The organism is Pseudomonas sp. ASL9, from assembly GCF_056680335.1.
This window is the reverse complement of record NZ_CM155277.1, coordinates 1,273,221-1,288,426: the sequence shown is the minus strand read 5'-3', so window position 1 is coordinate 1,288,426 and position 15,206 is coordinate 1,273,221. Positions and strand designations below refer to the sequence as shown.

16 protein-coding genes are annotated in these 15,206 nt (G+C 56.2%); 12 read left to right on the top strand and 4 right to left on the bottom strand.

Annotated elements, in window-relative coordinates:
* Positions 1-77: 77 nt before the first annotated feature.
* On the bottom strand, positions 78-2,135 hold the full coding sequence (locus AC1ME2_RS06000; RefSeq protein WP_480439881.1) for a S9 family peptidase: 2,058 nt from the start codon (positions 2,133-2,135) through the stop codon (positions 78-80).
* Between the two features lie 153 nt (positions 2,136-2,288).
* On the opposite strand from AC1ME2_RS06000, the gene AC1ME2_RS05995 reads away from it, so the two are divergent.
* From AC1ME2_RS05995 to AC1ME2_RS05960, 8 genes are all read left to right on the top strand, one after another.
* Entirely contained in the window at positions 2,289-2,774 is a 486-nt protein-coding gene (locus AC1ME2_RS05995; RefSeq protein WP_480439880.1) for an MFS transporter, read from the top strand.
* A gap of 82 nt (positions 2,775-2,856) precedes the next feature.
* On the top strand, positions 2,857-3,630 hold the full coding sequence (locus tag AC1ME2_RS05990) for a class II glutamine amidotransferase (RefSeq protein WP_480439879.1): 774 nt from the start codon (positions 2,857-2,859) through the stop codon (positions 3,628-3,630).
* Between the two features lie 13 nt (positions 3,631-3,643).
* A complete protein-coding gene (locus AC1ME2_RS05985) occupies positions 3,644-4,168 on the top strand; it encodes a DUF2937 family protein (protein WP_480439878.1) in 525 nt (174 codons plus the stop codon).
* Positions 4,169-4,384: 216 nt separating this feature from the next.
* Positions 4,385-5,137 carry a 5-oxoprolinase subunit PxpA gene (locus AC1ME2_RS05980; RefSeq protein ID WP_480439877.1) on the top strand — a complete coding sequence of 251 codons (753 nt, stop codon included), beginning with the start codon at positions 4,385-4,387 and terminating at the stop codon, positions 5,135-5,137.
* On the top strand, positions 5,134-5,838 hold the full coding sequence (pxpB, locus tag AC1ME2_RS05975; protein WP_480439876.1) for a 5-oxoprolinase subunit PxpB: 705 nt from the start codon (positions 5,134-5,136) through the stop codon (positions 5,836-5,838). Before AC1ME2_RS05980 ends, pxpB begins: the two co-directional genes overlap by 4 nt.
* Positions 5,835-6,752, top strand: a complete 918-nt coding sequence (locus AC1ME2_RS05970) for a 5-oxoprolinase subunit C family protein (protein ID WP_480439875.1) — start codon at positions 5,835-5,837, stop codon at positions 6,750-6,752. Before pxpB ends, AC1ME2_RS05970 begins: the two co-directional genes overlap by 4 nt.
* 393 nt (positions 6,753-7,145) lie before the next feature.
* Positions 7,146-8,081 carry a hypothetical protein gene (locus AC1ME2_RS05965; protein ID WP_480439874.1) on the top strand — a complete coding sequence of 312 codons (936 nt, stop codon included), beginning with the start codon at positions 7,146-7,148 and terminating at the stop codon, positions 8,079-8,081.
* Positions 8,082-8,154: 73 nt separating this feature from the next.
* Positions 8,155-8,463 carry a DUF2845 domain-containing protein gene (locus AC1ME2_RS05960; RefSeq protein ID WP_480439873.1) on the top strand — a complete coding sequence of 103 codons (309 nt, stop codon included), beginning with the start codon at positions 8,155-8,157 and terminating at the stop codon, positions 8,461-8,463.
* A gap of 357 nt (positions 8,464-8,820) precedes the next feature.
* Here AC1ME2_RS05960 and AC1ME2_RS05955 read toward each other — a convergent pair whose 3' ends face one another.
* On the bottom strand, positions 8,821-9,999 hold the full coding sequence (locus AC1ME2_RS05955; protein ID WP_480439872.1) for a vWA domain-containing protein: 1,179 nt from the start codon (positions 9,997-9,999) through the stop codon (positions 8,821-8,823).
* Positions 10,000-10,020: 21 nt separating this feature from the next.
* Complete coding sequence (locus AC1ME2_RS05950; RefSeq protein ID WP_480439871.1) at positions 10,021-10,866, bottom strand: AAA family ATPase; 846 nt, start codon at positions 10,864-10,866, stop codon at positions 10,021-10,023.
* A 196-nt stretch (positions 10,867-11,062) separates the two neighbouring features.
* Between AC1ME2_RS05950 and AC1ME2_RS05945 the strand changes: the two genes are divergently transcribed.
* Both AC1ME2_RS05945 and AC1ME2_RS05940 read left to right on the top strand, forming a co-directional pair.
* Positions 11,063-11,293, top strand: a complete 231-nt coding sequence (locus AC1ME2_RS05945; RefSeq protein ID WP_480439870.1) for a DUF4160 domain-containing protein — start codon at positions 11,063-11,065, stop codon at positions 11,291-11,293.
* Positions 11,290-11,790, top strand: a complete 501-nt coding sequence (locus AC1ME2_RS05940) for a DUF2442 domain-containing protein (RefSeq protein ID WP_480442019.1) — start codon at positions 11,290-11,292, stop codon at positions 11,788-11,790. Before AC1ME2_RS05945 ends, AC1ME2_RS05940 begins: the two co-directional genes overlap by 4 nt.
* Positions 11,791-11,800: 10 nt before the next feature.
* Here AC1ME2_RS05940 and AC1ME2_RS05935 read toward each other — a convergent pair whose 3' ends face one another.
* Positions 11,801-12,871 carry an AsmA family protein gene (locus tag AC1ME2_RS05935; protein WP_480439869.1) on the bottom strand — a complete coding sequence of 357 codons (1,071 nt, stop codon included), beginning with the start codon at positions 12,869-12,871 and terminating at the stop codon, positions 11,801-11,803.
* Between the two features lie 130 nt (positions 12,872-13,001).
* Between AC1ME2_RS05935 and cysK the strand changes: the two genes are divergently transcribed.
* Together cysK and AC1ME2_RS05925 are read left to right on the top strand one after the other, a co-directional pair.
* Positions 13,002-13,976 (top strand): cysteine synthase A, encoded by a 975-nt coding sequence (cysK, locus tag AC1ME2_RS05930; protein WP_480439868.1) that lies wholly within the window; start codon positions 13,002-13,004, stop codon positions 13,974-13,976.
* 192 nt (positions 13,977-14,168) lie between these two features.
* Positions 14,169-15,107 carry an aspartyl/asparaginyl beta-hydroxylase domain-containing protein gene (locus tag AC1ME2_RS05925; RefSeq protein ID WP_480439867.1) on the top strand — a complete coding sequence of 313 codons (939 nt, stop codon included), beginning with the start codon at positions 14,169-14,171 and terminating at the stop codon, positions 15,105-15,107.
* Positions 15,108-15,206: the final 99 nt, after the last annotated feature.

Genomic DNA, 15,206 nt, shown 5'->3' with positions numbered 1-15,206 from the left:
TGGTTGGAGAAGGGGGCGATGGAAAGGGCCTGCGACGCAGACCCATCACTAAGACCCATCAATTGATGGGAGTTCCCTCAGTCAAGTTGCAGCACTTTAAAAATGAATGCGTATTCCAGCGCGACATCACGTAGACCCTGATAGCGCCCGCTCATGCCGCCATGCCCTGCGCCCAGTTCGGTCCTGAGTAGCAACAGGTGATCGTCAGTTTTGTTGGCGCGCAATTTCGCCACCCACTTTGCCGCTTCCCAATACTGCACGCGGGTGTCGTTGTAACCGGCGATCACCAGGGTTGCCGGGTAAGGCTGAGCGCTGACGTTTTCATACGGCGCGTAACCCTTGATGCGCTCGTACACGTCTGCTTCCTCCGGGTTACCCCATTCGTCGTATTCCGTGACGGTCAGCGGCAGGTCCGGATCGAGCATGGTGTTCAGCACATCGACAAAGGGCACTTCGGCAATCGCTGCCTTGAACAGCTCAGGGCGCTGATTGAGTACTGCGCCGATCAACAACCCCCCCGCGCTGCCGCCACTGATGACCAATTGCCCGGCAGTGGTCAGGCCGTTGGCGATCAAATGTTCGGCGCAGGCAATGAAGTCGCCGAAGGTGTTCTGCTTGTGTTCTTGCTTGCCATCGCGATACCAGGCTTCGCCCAATTCGCCGCCACCCCGCACGTGGGCGATGGCGAATGCGATGCCGCGATCAAGCAGGCTCAAGCGAGCATGGGAGAACCACGGATCAAGGCTTTCGCCATAAGCGCCGTAACCATAGAGGTACACGGGCGTCGATTGACCCTGAAGTTCACGCTTGACCACCAGGCTGATCGGCACCTGGGTACCGTCGGCAGCAGTAGCCCATAACCGCTGACTGACGTAGGCATCGGCGTCGAACGGGCCGAGCACCGGGGTTTCCTTGAGCACCACTTGCTCGCCGGTGGCCAGCGCCAATTGGCGCACCTGGGCCGGGCGATTTAGCGACTGGTAGCGCAGGCGAATCGTGTCGCTGTTGAACTCCAGCGTGTCCTGCACATACAGGCTGTACGCGGCATCGGGCAATTGCACACGATAAGACGGCAGGCCTTGGGGATGCACTTCAATGATCGGCAGACCGCCTTCACGCAGGCTCAGGCTCATGCCTTTGGCATTGAGGCTCAACCCTTCGAACATCACCGTGTCGCTGTGGGGGATCAGGGTTTGCCAGTCTTCACGGGACGGCGCACCGCTGGTTTTTTCTACCGCCTGATACAGGGCGAAGTTGATACCGCTTTGGTTGCTGCGAATCAGCCAGCTCCACACGCCATCGATCTGACCGTGGTCTGCCGAATATTCGTGGCCTTCGACACGAGGCGCCAGGCAGACGAACGCCTGATCGGGCTTTTCCGCGTCCAGTACCCAGGCTTCGCTGGTGGTTTTGCTGCTGAGCAACAGCACCAATTGCCGCTCGGAACTTGTGCGGTAGCAATTGAGGAAGAAGCGTCCGTCCGGTTCGTTGAACACCAGGTCCGCCGAGTCGTTGCCCAGGTGATGACGATAAAGTTTGTGCGGGCGATGGGTGTCATCCAGTTCGCCAAAGAACAGTGTCTGGCTGTCGTTTGCCCACGTCATGCTGCCGTCGCAATCCTCGAAGGGCAGGCGGGTGACCTGGCCACTGCTCAGCTCTTTGACGTAAAGCTGATAGACCTCTTCGCCGCTGGTATCGAGGCTGTAGGCCAGACGCTGATGATCGGGGCTGATGCTGAACGCACCCATCGAGAAAAAACCGCCAGCGGCCAGCACGTTTGGGTCGAGCAACAAGTGTTGTTGGTCTTCATCGACGTGCAGTGAGTCATCCGTCGGACGTGGGCAGCGGTAGTGCCGTGCGTATTCGTCGCCCTCGGTGGTGCGCGTGTAATACAAAAACGGGCCCCAGGGAGAGGGCAGCGACAGATCGGTTTCGAGAATGCGGCCCTTTATCTCTTGGAACAGGGTTTCACGCAGGGCATCTTGATCGGCCAATTGCGTTTGCAGGTAGTCGTTCTCGGCTTTGAGGTAGTCCAGCACCTCTTCGGTGTCACGGTTCTGCAACCAGGCATAAGGGTCGGAACCGGCGTCCTGACGAGCAATAGGCGCAGTGAAACGGGTGGCGGATGAAGGCATGCTGGGCTCTCTATAAAAATAATCGGGCCATAAAAAACGTGGATTCAACCGGGAGTTGCCGCTGGGCGGCAACCGAATACTGACGCCGGGGAAGCCGGACTAGCGAAAAGCCGTTATCATAAGCGTCTCTTTGCCTGGCTTACCACGAACGTCATGACCGAGAACGACTATCTGCTCGCTTGGGGCCTTTATGCCTTCGCTGCGCTTGGCTGCCTTTTGGTAGCGTTCAAGCTGACCGGCTGGATGTGGCGCTGGCTGCGCGAACCGCTGCGTGTCCTGGTGGCGGTCCTGCTGTTCAGTCCGACCATTATCGACCCGGTAAAGGAAAAGTTTGCCCCGGCAGTGGCCATCACGGCACTGGATCTGGCCTTCAAGGTGGGCAGCAATGTCTGGCGGGCGGTTTCGGATCTGGCCATGTACACAATGATCGCCTTTGGCCTGTACGTTCTCTTTGCATTGGTGCGCTGGCCTTTGGAGCGACGCCGCAAAGCCCGTGAGCCGAAAACCTCGACTGAACAGTCAACGCCTGCGCAGTCCGATGATGAACCCTTTGCTCCAGTCGACAATGATCGTTACGGGCGCAAACCAGCAGCACCCCCTGGCGCCAGCAGCCGCGCACGGGTTGAACCGCGCCTGTAGATTCCGCTTCGTTGGCACGCGCGCCAGGTCTTGCGAGTGGCGCGTCCATCACTGCTGAACGTATTGAAGCGAGAGTTTAAGCATGTGTGAATTACTGGGCATGAGCGCCAACGTACCGACTGATATCGTGTTCAGCTTTACTGGGCTGATACAACGCGGTGGACGTACCGGCCCACATCGTGATGGCTGGGGCATTGCCTTCTACGAAGGGCGGGGCCTGCGTCTGTTTCAGGACCCGGCAGCGAGCAGCGAATCGGAAGTCGCGCTGCTGGTGCAACGCTACCCCATCAAAAGCGAAGTGGTGATCGGCCATATCCGTCAGGCCAATGTCGGTAAGGTCTGCTTGTCCAATACCCATCCCTTCGTCCGTGAATTGTGGGGCCGCAACTGGTGCTTCGCCCATAACGGCCAATTGGCGCAGTTCAATCCCCGCGTAACGTTTTACCGGCCGGTAGGCGATACCGACAGCGAGGCGGCCTTCTGTGATCTGCTCAATCGGGTCCGTGAAGCCTTCCCTGAACCGGTCGAGATCGAGCAATTGCTGCCGTCATTGGTCGATGCCTGCGCCGAATATCGCAGCAAAGGTGTATTCAATTGCCTGCTAAGCGATGGTGATTGGTTGTTCTGCTTCTGTTCGAGCAAGCTGGCGCACATTACTCGGCGTGCGCCATTTGGCCCGGCTCGCTTGAAGGATGTCGATGTGATCGTCGATTTTCAGGCAGAAACCACACCCAATGACGTGGTGACGGTGATCGTCACTGAACCACTGACCGAAAACGAGACCTGGACGCGTTACGAGCCGGGGGAGTGGAGCCTGTGGCGCCGCGGCGAATGCGTGAGCCAAGGTAGAACCTGAAGGAGAGGGACCTATGCTGCGAAGCTATCTGCGATTGGTATTATTCACGGCGGGTCTGTTACTCGGTGTGCAGATCCCGGGATTCATCAGCGATTACAGCAAGCGCGTGGAAGCGCACTTGATCGAGGCACAGCAGGGTCTGAAAGGTTACACCGACACTGCCGAACACTTTTTCAACGGCGATTTGCAGGCATTGGTCGCGCACTACCGCAGCAGTGACGACCCGGTGTTTCGCAGTGATGCCGACAGCCTCAGCCAGTTGCTGACCCGCGATCAACTGCTCGACCGCGAATGGCAAGCCCTGCAGGGCCCGTGGTACGCCAAAGCATGGCATGTGGTCTACGCCGCCAATCCGGACATTCGCCGGGAAACTTTCAACGCCTATACGTATCAAGTGCTGCTGGTCCCGGAAGTCATCGCCTGGGGTATCGTCTGTGCCTTGCTGCTGGCGCTGTTGGTGGAGAGCTTCTTCCTGCTGATCGGCTGGGTGATCTATGGCGGTCGGCGCAAGCCAGTGCTGGATCGGGATTCCCGTTAGCCGATAGCCGATAGCCGATAGTTCGCCGGCACGCCGCGCATAGATGTGGGAGCGGGCTTGCCTGCGAAAGCAATCTCACAGGCGTCGCAATACCCCATCACTTTTTCTTATCCCGGCACCTTGGTTTTATTCGTTGGACGCCCTGTCCGATTACACTCAAAAATGTGCTCCACAGAGGCCAGTTCCTCAAACTTTAACGCACACAGGACATTCCCCATGGGCCGCCTGTTATTGAATTGCGATATTGGTGAAAGCTACGGTGCCTGGACCATGGGTCTGGACGCTGAAGTGATGCCGTTTATTGACTGCGCCAATATCGCCTGCGGCTTCCATGCCGGTGATCCGAGCGTCATGCGTAAAACAGTGAGCCTGGCCCTGGCCCATAACGTCATGATCGGCGCGCACCCGGCGTACCCTGATCTGGTGGGTTTTGGTCGACGCTCCATGGCCTGTACCCCGGCTGAAATCCAGGACTTGCTGCACTATCAGATCGGCGCGCTGGACGGTATTTGCCGGGCGCAAGGTGGCCGCGTGCGTTATGTCAAACCTCATGGTGCGATGTACAACGACATGATGGCCAACCCTGAGCAGTTGCGTGCCGTTATCCAGGCCATCGCCCGCTACGACGCGCAATTGCCACTGATGCTGATGGCCACTCGCGACAACAGTGCCGCGCAAGCGCTGGGTGATGAGTTGGGTGTGCAGTTGTGGTTCGAGGCGTTTGCCGACCGCGCCTACGACAGCGCTGGCCGCCTGGTTTCGCGGCAACTGCCGGGCGCCGTGCACCATGACCCCGAAGTGATCATCGCCCAAGCCCTCACGCTGTCCCGTGGTGAGCCCTTGCGTGCCAGCGATGGCAGCGAGTTGCGTCTAAAGGCCGATACTCTCTGTGTGCATGGCGATAACGCCAGTTCAGTGAGCGCCGTGCAGCGCATCCGTGAAGCACTGGGTGAGCAATCGGTGTCATGAAATTACGCATAGAAGTGGTGGCGATCGATTGTTTGATGGTACGGCTGTTCGATGCCATCGACGAGGCCAATATGCCGTGGATGCTCGCTGCCAGTGCGCGATTGCGTGAAAACTTCGCCAGCCACTTGATTGATCTGGTGCCGTCTTACACCACCTTGATGGTCCATTACGACCTGACCCGATTGACGCCGGACCAGGCCCGGGAATTGATTCATCAGGCACTGGCTGATCTTGCGCCTGATCCGCAGGCCACTGGCAAACGCCATGTACTACCGGTCTGGTATGACCTAAGCGTCGGCCCGGAACTGACTTTGTTGGCAGCGCGAAGCGGCTTGAGCGTCAGCGAGGTCATTGCGCATCACAGCGAGCGTGAATATCAGGTGTTCGCTTTGGGCTTCGCGCCGGGGTTCGCCTTTATGGGGCTGGTTGAAGAAATCCTCGCCACGCCACGCCTGAACACGCCGCGTAAACGCGTTGCCGCCGGTAGCGTGGGCATCGCCGAACGGCAAACGGCGGCTTATCCGGTGGTGTCACCGGGAGGCTGGAACCTGATCGGCCGTACGCCCAGCAAATTGTTCGACCGCCAACGCGAGGGTTACAGCTTGATGCAGCCGGGCGATACGGTGTGTTTTACGCCGATCGAACATGCTGAGTTTGTTCGCCTGGGCGGTGATGACACGCCACTGGAGGTACGGGTATGAGCGCGTTGTTGATCGAAGCGAGCACACCGTTGTGCCTATTGCAGGACGCCGGACGTTTTGGCGTTCGCCATTTGGGCGTGACCCAAGGCGGGGCGGCAGATTGGGTCTCGATGTCCTGGGCGAATAAACTGTTGGGCAACCCACTGGACGCGGCCGTGGTCGAGGTGACGCTGGGTGGCCTGACGCTGCTCGCCGAACAGGATTGTTGTCTGGCGCTGGCCGGTGCCGATCTCGGCGCGATGCTGGACAGTCGGCCGCTGACACCGTGGCGCAGTTTTTTCATGGGTAAGGGCCAGCGTTTACGCTTCACTCAACCCCTCCTGGGCGCGCGAGCTTATCTCGCGGCCCCAGGTGGTTTTGACGCGCCGCAGGTGCTTGGCAGTTGCGCTACGGTTGTGCGTGAAGAGCTGGGCGGGCTGGATGGGCTGGGCAAGGCCCTGGCCAAAGGGGATTGCCTGAATTATTCAGGGGCTGCATTCGCGCTTCATTCGCTGCCGGATCAACAGATTCCCGATTTCACCGGCAATGCGCCGCTGGAGGTGGTGCTCGGCGCACAGATCGGCCAGTTCAGCGGTCTGAGCCTGTTCGATGCCTTCAACAGCGAATGGACCCTCGACAGCCGCGCCGACCGCATGGGCATTCGTTTGCTGGGGCCTGAATTGATTTATCTGGGCAAACCGATGATCTCCGAAGGCATTCCCCAGGGCGCGATCCAGGTGCCGCCAGACGGGCAGCCGATTGTGCTGCTCAATGACCGGCAAACCATCGGTGGGTACCCGAGACTTGGGGCCTTGACCCCGTTGTCACTGGCGCGACTGGCGCAATGCCTGCCGGGTATGCCTGTGCGTCTCAAGCCAGTTTTGCAAACAACGGCGCATCAGCAGCATGTGGGGTATCTACAGCGGTTTCATTAATCCTGTGGGAGCAGGCTTGCCTGCGAATGGCTTCACGCGGAATGTCTGAAACACCGCATCAGCTTCTTCGCAGGCAAGCCTACTCCCACAGTCCGCGTAAGGTCGGCGGAAATATAGGTGTGCCCCTCGTAAGTTACTTCCTACACAGTTATCAGAAGTGACTGGAAAGTGTTGTCAGCTTGTCATTAACCATCCGTATCCCGCTGCGATTTATCATGAGGCGGATATGGAACAGGTTTATAGGATCGCTGGCTGGGTGGAGCGAAAATCGCTCATAAGCCCCCGACAAAGACTTTCCGTTATGGTAGCGTGAACGTTTAAAATACGTAATAACTCATCCGGAGTCTTAGGCCGTAGCTATCTATGGACAGTGATAAATAAAGGGCGATATTCATGAGGTTAATTCTAGATTTTAACGGCGCTCAACTTGTCGGCAATAATTTGCAACAAATAGTTGATGCGGCCGGAATAAACGCCAGTATTGTCGTAAATACTGCGCAAGCGGCACCTATTGCCACGTTGCTCGCGGTTATCCAAGTGATGGGCAGCAAAAATTTCAGCGCAAGTTTTAACGGCGCTCAGCTCGTTAGCAATAATCTGCAACAAGCCGTCGCTGCGGCCGGAGCAGGTACCAAAATTGGCGTAAACACTGCGCAATCTGCACCTATTGCCACCTTGCTCGCGATTATCCGAGAGGCGGGTAGCAAAAATTTCAGCGCGAGTTTTAACGGCGCTCAGCTCGTTAGCAATAATCTGCAACAAGCCGTCGCTGCCGCTGGAGCAAACACCAGCATTAGTGTAAACACTGCCCAAGCCGTACCTATTGCCATCTTACTCGCGGTTATCCAGGCAGCGGGCAGCAAAAATTTCAGTACTGATTTCAACGGTGATCAACTCAGCAGCAACAATTTACAGCAAATAATCACCGCGGCCGGTGCGAATACCAGCATCAGCGTGGGCACAGCTCAAGCTATACCCATTGCTACTTTACTCTCAGCTATCCAGGCTGCGGGGAGCAAAAAATTCAGTGCTGATTTCGATGGCGATCAACTCAGCAGCAACAATTTGCAACAAGCAATCACCGTAGCAGGCGCGAATACCAGCATCAGCGTGGGCACAGCTCAAGCCACACCTATTGCTACTTTACTCTCGGCTGTCCAAACGGCGGGTAGCAAAAATTTCAGCGCAAGTTTTAACGGAGCTCAACTTGTCAGCAATAATCTTCAGCAAGTAGTTGCTGTGGCGGGTACAAATACCACAATAAGCGTTAATGCAGCTCATGCTGCCCCCTTAGCTACGCTTCTTGCAGCTATTGCAATCGCTGGCTAACGAGCGCTCAAAGGGCTAAGGTAGGTTGCAGGGTAGTTTCTTTAGCTTATTTTAATGTCAGGAGTTATACGTTATGCGCAACACACTTGCTACCTGTCTAATTAGCGGCGCATTATTAATTTCTATAACATCCAATGCGGAGGCATCTATGCGTTGCGATAATGGAATTATAAGTGGAAGGGAGACAGCTGCAGAGGTGATCAGAAAATGCGGCCAGCCAGACAGTCGCGATGTAATACAACCCATAGTGGGTAGTAATGGAAAACCCCCGCATCAATCTGCAACGATTGAAAACTGGGTTTATGGACCTAAAAATGGCATGTATCAATATCTACGCTTTGTGGATGGAAAGTTGGCCTCTATCAGTAGCCAGCGCGACTAAGTGGTGATCACTAAATGATTCTCCGTTTGGCCGGCCAGAAAGGTGATCGGTGTATGGAGCGATCGGACTTCCCTGACCAGGTATCACGTCACCGCTAGGGAAATTCTGAAAAAGGTTTCCAAATCTGGTGAAATGTCCTCCATCACATGAGCCAAATTCAATTTCATAGTGTTCTCAGGTTTAAGCATTCTGGTCGGTTCTCTTGAAACTTTCATCTACACTTGTTGGCGGGGAATCAGTGGGGCGCAGTTCAGGTGACCGTGATTTTTTGTGGGAGCGAATTCATTCGCGAAGGGCTTGACGCGATATGTCAGGCATACCGCTATCACGAACAAGCCCGCTGCGAGGCTCTTGACCTCACTTCGCCAAAAACCGCATCCCTTCTTCCAGCCCACGCAAGGTCAGCGGGAACATCTGGTCGTCGATCAGATCGCGCACGATGTTGGTTGAGGCGGTGTAGTGCCAAGTGTCTTTCGGGTAGGGGTTGATCCAGATGAGTTTCTTGTATTTCGCCTTGACGCGCTGCATCCACAGATAGCCCGGTTCTTCGTTCCAGTGCTCCACGCTGCCACCCGCTTGGGTGATCTCGTAGGGCGCCATGGCCGCGTCGCCGATAAAAATTACTTTGTAATCGGCACCGTATTTGTTTAGCAAGTCCTGGGTGGCGGTGCGCTCCGAGCCACGGCGCATGTTGTTCTTCCACACCGATTCATAAATGAAGTTGTGGAAGTAGAAATATTCCAGGTGTTTGAACTCGGTCTTGCACGCCGAAAACAGCTCCTCGCAGGTTTTGACGTGAGCATCCATCGAGCCGCCGATATCGAACAGCAACAGTAACTTGATGGTGTTGCGCCGTTCCGGGCGCATCTGGATGTTCAGCAGGCCAGCATCGCGGGCGGTATGGTCGATGGTGCCGTCGATGTCCAGCTCTTCAGCCGCGCCTTGACGGGCGAATTTACGTAAGCGGCGCAGCGCAATCTTGATATTGCGCGTACCCAGTTCGACCTGATCGTCGAGGTTTCTGTATTCGCGCTGCTCCCAGACCTTGACCGCCTTGCCTTGCCGCTTGCCAGCATCACCTACGCGGATACCTTCCGGGTTGAAACCGCCTGAGCCAAATGGGCTGGTGCCGCCAGTACCAATCCACTTGTTGCCGCCAGCGTGGCGTTCTTTTTGCTCTTCAAGGCGCTTCTTGAATTCTTCGATCAATTTGTCCAGGCCACCCAGGGTCTGGATCTGTGCACGTTCTTCGTCGGACAAGGAGCGTTCGAACTCTTTGCGCAGCCAGTCTTCAGGGATCAGCGCCTGCAGATGATCATCGAGCTTTTCCAGGCCGTTGAAGTAGGCGCCGAACGCGCGGTCGAACTTGTCGAAGTGGCGTTCATCCTTGACCAGAATGGTGCGGGCGAGGAAGTAGAACTCGTCCATGTCAGCGAAGGTGACCCGCTGTTTCAGCGCATTGATCAGATCGAGCAGCTCACGCACCGACACCGGCACCTTGGCTGCACGCATTTCATTGAACAGGTTGAGCAGCATGGCAATCGCCCTTATTCGTGCTTAGCGGTTGCCGCGACGGCTCATGAACGCCAGGCGCTCAAGCAATTGCACGTCCTGCTCATTCTTGACCAGGGCGCCGGCCAGCGGCGGGATGGCCTTGGTGGGGTCGCGCTCGCGCAGCACTGCTTCGCCGATGTTGTCGGCCATCAGCAGTTTCAGCCAGTCGACCAGTTCCGAGGTCGATGGTTTTTTCTTCAGGCCGGGGACTTTGCGCACGTCGAAGAACACATCGAGGGCCTCGCTGACTAGATCCTTTTTGATGTTCGGGTAGTGCACGTCGACAATTTTTTGCAGGGTGACGCGGTCCGGGAAAGCGATGTAATGGAAGAAGCAGCGACGCAGGAAGGCGTCCGGCAGTTCTTTTTCGTTGTTCGACGTAATGATGATGATTGGGCGTACCTTTGCCTTGATCGTTTCATCGATTTCGTAGACATAGAACTCCATTTTGTCGAGTTCTTGCAGCAGGTCGTTGGGGAATTCGATGTCAGCCTTGTCGATCTCATCGATCAGCAAAACAACCCGCTCTTCGGCCTCGAAGGCTTCCCACAGCTTGCCTTTTTTCAGGTAGTTACGTACGTCGTGGACTTTATCCACACCCAGCTGCGAATCACGCAAACGGCTGACGGCGTCGTACTCGTACAGGCCCTGATGTGCCTTGGTGGTGGATTTGATGTGCCAGGTAATCAACCGGGCACCAAAGGATTCGGCCAGTTGTTCGGCCAGCATGGTTTTGCCGGTGCCAGGCTCGCCCTTGACCAGCAGTGGCCGCTCTAAAGTGATAGCTGCGTTGACCGCGAGCTTCAGGTCGTCAGTGGCGACGTATGCGCGGGTGCCTTCGAACTTCATCTACAAATCCTCGAACGGGTATCGCCTGGAAACGGCTCAATAAGGGGGTGCTCAATGTGTCGACTATACCGCGCAGGCCAGGCGACTGTGAACGCAGACGCTCCATTCAGTCTCTGAATGGAGCGTCACGGTTTGACTCGATTCTAAAGTGTAACGGCCCTTTGTGTATCGCCAAATTAGCTATACAGTAGCGAGCATGTCTACCAAACACCGATTTCGTGATAAATATCGCATCCAATTGCGCGAGAAGGACCATTTGCCACCCCATGTACACCTTACCGGTGGAGGGGTGGATGTTTTGATCTGTCTGCATCTTGTAGAGCCCATGCGCGGGCGTGCGCCGGCGGTAGTGCTCAAGGAAGCGCTGGAGTGGGTACGGGCTCATCGTGAAGAGTTGATAGAGGAGTGGAACCAATGGCATCCATGAAACGCCCCCGCTTGCTGGCTGTGCAGGCCCGCGACGATAGCCGGTTGGCGCTGACGTTTATCGATGGCCAGCAGTACATGCTGGACATGAGCGCCGACCTGAGCAAATACCCCGGCTTGTATCCCCTGCGAGACGCGGATGCTTTTGCGCAGGCTCAAGTGGGTGACGATGGCTGGACGGTGGAGTGGTCTGACCTGGATATCCAGATTGGCGCAGACACGCTGTACCTCGATGCGCAGGCGCAGGCCGCGACCGATGAAAATACCCGCATTTTTCTGGGCTGGCGCGCCCGTACCGGTTTGCCACTGACTCAGGCGGCTGCGGCATTGGGTATCAGCACGCGCAGCATTACGCGGTACAGCAACGGGCGTGAAGCGACACCGCGCACGCTGGCCCTGGCGTGCCTGGGTTGGGACGCGCTACAGCATCAAGCGAGCCCCGGGTTGCAGGCCGCTGAACAGACGGCTCCCTATTCAGTCGCTTCGAAAAAGCGCTAGCCCACCTTGGCTACTGTTTTTTGCCGTTGTCATACTGGGTATTGAACGCCTGGATAAAGGCATTGTGCAGGATCTGCAAGAACGCCTGGAAACCGCTGATATCTTGTTGGTGCACGCTGCCACTGAGTTCAACGCGGGTGGCGAACTGGTTTTTGCCCTGGTTCTTCAAGACCGTTTCGCTGGCGCCGACCACCGCTTCCCAGATCGAGCGGAAGAAGCTCTTGTCCTTATTCTCGACATCTTGTTGCCAGTTAAACACCTCGACATTACGCAGTAGCGGTTTGATATAGCCGCTGAGCTTGCCCTTGTTGGCCTGGGCTTCGATCACGAGGTCGCCACTGCCAGCATTGAAGTCGAACTTGCCGTAGGCCGACGCGAAGTCGTTGAGGCTTCTGAGTTCGATACCCGTCGTCCGCAGGCGGAAGTCGAAGTCTTCGAAGTTACTGAACGGATCGAAGGTGGCCGAGGTTTCCAGTGGCGCTCGCCCTTGCAATAGGGCATGGCCTTTAAATCGGGCGTTGTGTTTGCCTTTTGCATCCGCGACGTTGGTCAGGTTGAACAGGCTGGCGTTGACTTTATCGGCTTCGATTTTTACGTTGGGCGTCGAGCTGAAATTATTGAAGGTGATGCGTCCGTCAATTATTCGTACTTCGTTGAGGGTGACAGGCAACAGCTTGTTCAATTGGACGCGCCAGTCAGTGCCTTGACCGGTCTGTGAAGCTTGCTTGTTGGTGCCACCGTCGACGAAGTTCAGTTCGGGTTTGATGAAGACTACCCGAGCCACCACAGCATGATCGTGCCACAGCGAATGCCAGCTCACCGCCAGATCAATGACCGGCGCATTGATGAAGGGTACGGGCACCTTGCCTTCCACCTTGACGATATGGAGCCCATTGATTCGATACGCCCCGCGCCACAGTACCATGTCGACATCAGTGACCTGGCCACGGTAATCGCCCATGTCGGCGAGCTTATCGTTCAAATAGTTACGCACCAGATAGGGCAGGGCGATGTCTGCGGCAATCAGCAAGACAACAATTCCTGCAAAGGTCCACAGGGGCCAGCGATAGCGACGTTTCATCGAGAGGGTCTCCGCTGCTGCTTATAGAACTGTTGACTGCTCGGCAAGGTATCCGTTCGCTACGACTGGACGCACCCCGGCGGGCGGCATAGGCTTTGAGTTTTTCAAGCATGTGCACAAGGACACCACCATGAGCCGTATCTATGCTGACAATGCCCACTCCATCGGTAACACGCCGTTGGTACAGATCAACCGTATCGCACCGCGCGGGGTCACTATCCTGGCCAAGATCGAAGGGCGTAACCCAGGTTATTCGGTGAAATGCCGAATAGGCGCCAGCATGATCTGGGACGCCGAAAGCAGCGGTAAACTTAAGCCGGGCATGACCATCGTCGAGCCGACCTCAGGCAATACCGGGATCGGTTTGGCCTTTGTGGCCGCGGCCCGTGGTTACAAACTGGTGCTGACCATGCCGTCGTCGATGAGCATCGAACGGCGCAAAGTTCTCAAAGCCTTGGGTGCAGAACTGGTGCTGACCGAACCGGCCAAAGGTATGAAAGGCGCTATCGAAAAGGCCGAAGAGCTGCTCGCGAGCGACCCGAGCCACTACTTCATGCCCTCACAGTTCGATAACCCGGCCAACCCGGCGATCCATGAGAAGACTACTGGCCCGGAAATCTGGAACGACACTGATGGCGCCATTGATGTGTTAGTCGCGGGTGTCGGCACCGGTGGCACGATTACCGGGATTTCGCGTTATATCAAACACACGGCGGGCAAGCCGATTCTGTCGGTGGCGGTCGAGCCTATTGGTTCGCCGATTATCACCCAGACGCTGGCCGGTGAAACAATCAAACCCGCGCCCCACAAGATCCAGGGTATCGGCGCCGGCTTTATACCGAAAAACCTCGACCTGTCGATCATTGATCGGGTCGAACTGGTCAGCGATGACGAGTCCAAGGCCATGGCGTTGCGCTTGATGCGCGAAGAGGGCATTTTGTGCGGGATTTCTTGCGGTGCGGCGATGGCGGCGGCGGTGCGTATGGCTGAAACCCCTGAAATGCAGGGTAAAACCATTGTTGTGATCCTGCCAGACTCGGGTGAGCGTTACCTGTCGAGCATGTTGTTCAGTGATTTGTTTACTGATCAGGAAAATCAGCAGTAATGTATTTTTGGTGACAGGCCACTTTTTACCCGGTCCGCTAAGGCTTATGATGGCCAGCTTCCAGCCTGCTGGGCATGCATTTTAAAAAATGGAATGCTTCAGCGGTTGTTCCTGGAGCAGCCGTTTTCAATCTCAAATAATCAAAACAGTGCCGCGGCGTGTAGTCAGTTGTCTATTTTCAAGGAGAGTTTCATGACCTTTTCTTTCGTCGCCAAAGCCTCGATTTTGATGCTTTTCGTAGGAAGCACGCTTTATGTGCATCTGCGGGGTAAAGCGCGACTGCCATTGCTACGTCAGTTCGTCAACCATTCCGCGTTATTTGCCCCTTATAACGCCTTGATGTATCTGTTTTCCGGCGTGCCTTCGAAGCCTTATCTGGACCGCACCAAATTTCCTGAGATGGACGTGCTCAAGGACAACTGGCAAGTCATTCGCGACGAAGCCATGCATCTGTTTGATGAGGGATACATCCGCGCTGCCGAGAAGGACAATGACGCCGGTTTTGGTTCATTCTTCAAAAAAGGCTGGAAGCGTTTTTACCTCAAGTGGTACGACACCGCCTTGCCGTCGGCGGTGCTGTTGTGCCCCAAGACTGTCGAGCTGGTGAACAGCATCCCCAACGTCAAGGGCGCGATGTTCGCGCTGTTGCCAGGGGATAGCCACCTCAACCCCCATCGCGACCCGTTTGCCGGTTCGCTGCGTTATCACTTGGGGCTGTCGACACCGAACTCCGATGACTGCCGCATTTACGTCGATGGTCAGGTTTACGCCTGGCGCGATGGCGAAGATGTGATGTTCGATGAAACATACGTGCATTGGGTCAAGAACCAGACCGAAACAACCCGGGTGATTCTGTTCTGCGATGTTGAACGCCCACTGCGCTCTCGGCTCATGACCCGCATCAATCGGTGGGTCAGCAAGGTCTTGGGAAGCGCCACTGCGCCGCAGAACACGGATGATGAACGTGTCGGCGGGATTAACCAGGCGTATGCATACAGCAAGCGTTTCAGCAATGGCATGAGCACCAGCATCAAACAGTTCAAGCGTCGTAACCCCAAGGCCTACCGCACTATGCGTCCGGTCTTGGCGGTCATCGTCCTGACCTTGCTGGGCTATTGGTTGTTTGGCTGATACAACGACAGTGCATTGAGCGTCCGGCGCTGTTGAGCATCCTTGGCAGGCTGCTGATCATCGTCGGACGTGTGGTTGTGGCCCGCACGTCCAACACGG

Coding starts and splice junctions, on each gene's coding strand:
- AC1ME2_RS06000 (WP_480439881.1), bottom strand. CDS start 2,135: ATGCCTTCATCCGCCACCCGTTTCACTGCGCCTATTGCTCGTCAGGAC.
- AC1ME2_RS05995 (WP_480439880.1), top strand. CDS start 2,289: ATGACCGAGAACGACTATCTGCTCGCTTGGGGCCTTTATGCCTTCGCT.
- AC1ME2_RS05990 (WP_480439879.1), top strand. CDS start 2,857: ATGTGTGAATTACTGGGCATGAGCGCCAACGTACCGACTGATATCGTG.
- AC1ME2_RS05985 (WP_480439878.1), top strand. CDS start 3,644: ATGCTGCGAAGCTATCTGCGATTGGTATTATTCACGGCGGGTCTGTTA.
- AC1ME2_RS05980 (WP_480439877.1), top strand. CDS start 4,385: ATGGGCCGCCTGTTATTGAATTGCGATATTGGTGAAAGCTACGGTGCC.
- pxpB (WP_480439876.1), top strand. CDS start 5,134: ATGAAATTACGCATAGAAGTGGTGGCGATCGATTGTTTGATGGTACGG.
- AC1ME2_RS05970 (WP_480439875.1), top strand. CDS start 5,835: ATGAGCGCGTTGTTGATCGAAGCGAGCACACCGTTGTGCCTATTGCAG.
- AC1ME2_RS05965 (WP_480439874.1), top strand. CDS start 7,146: ATGAGGTTAATTCTAGATTTTAACGGCGCTCAACTTGTCGGCAATAAT.
- AC1ME2_RS05960 (WP_480439873.1), top strand. CDS start 8,155: ATGCGCAACACACTTGCTACCTGTCTAATTAGCGGCGCATTATTAATT.
- AC1ME2_RS05955 (WP_480439872.1), bottom strand. CDS start 9,999: ATGCTGCTCAACCTGTTCAATGAAATGCGTGCAGCCAAGGTGCCGGTG.
- AC1ME2_RS05950 (WP_480439871.1), bottom strand. CDS start 10,866: ATGAAGTTCGAAGGCACCCGCGCATACGTCGCCACTGACGACCTGAAG.
- AC1ME2_RS05945 (WP_480439870.1), top strand. CDS start 11,063: ATGTCTACCAAACACCGATTTCGTGATAAATATCGCATCCAATTGCGC.
- AC1ME2_RS05940 (WP_480442019.1), top strand. CDS start 11,290: ATGAAACGCCCCCGCTTGCTGGCTGTGCAGGCCCGCGACGATAGCCGG.
- AC1ME2_RS05935 (WP_480439869.1), bottom strand. CDS start 12,871: ATGAAACGTCGCTATCGCTGGCCCCTGTGGACCTTTGCAGGAATTGTT.
- cysK (WP_480439868.1), top strand. CDS start 13,002: ATGAGCCGTATCTATGCTGACAATGCCCACTCCATCGGTAACACGCCG.
- AC1ME2_RS05925 (WP_480439867.1), top strand. CDS start 14,169: ATGACCTTTTCTTTCGTCGCCAAAGCCTCGATTTTGATGCTTTTCGTA.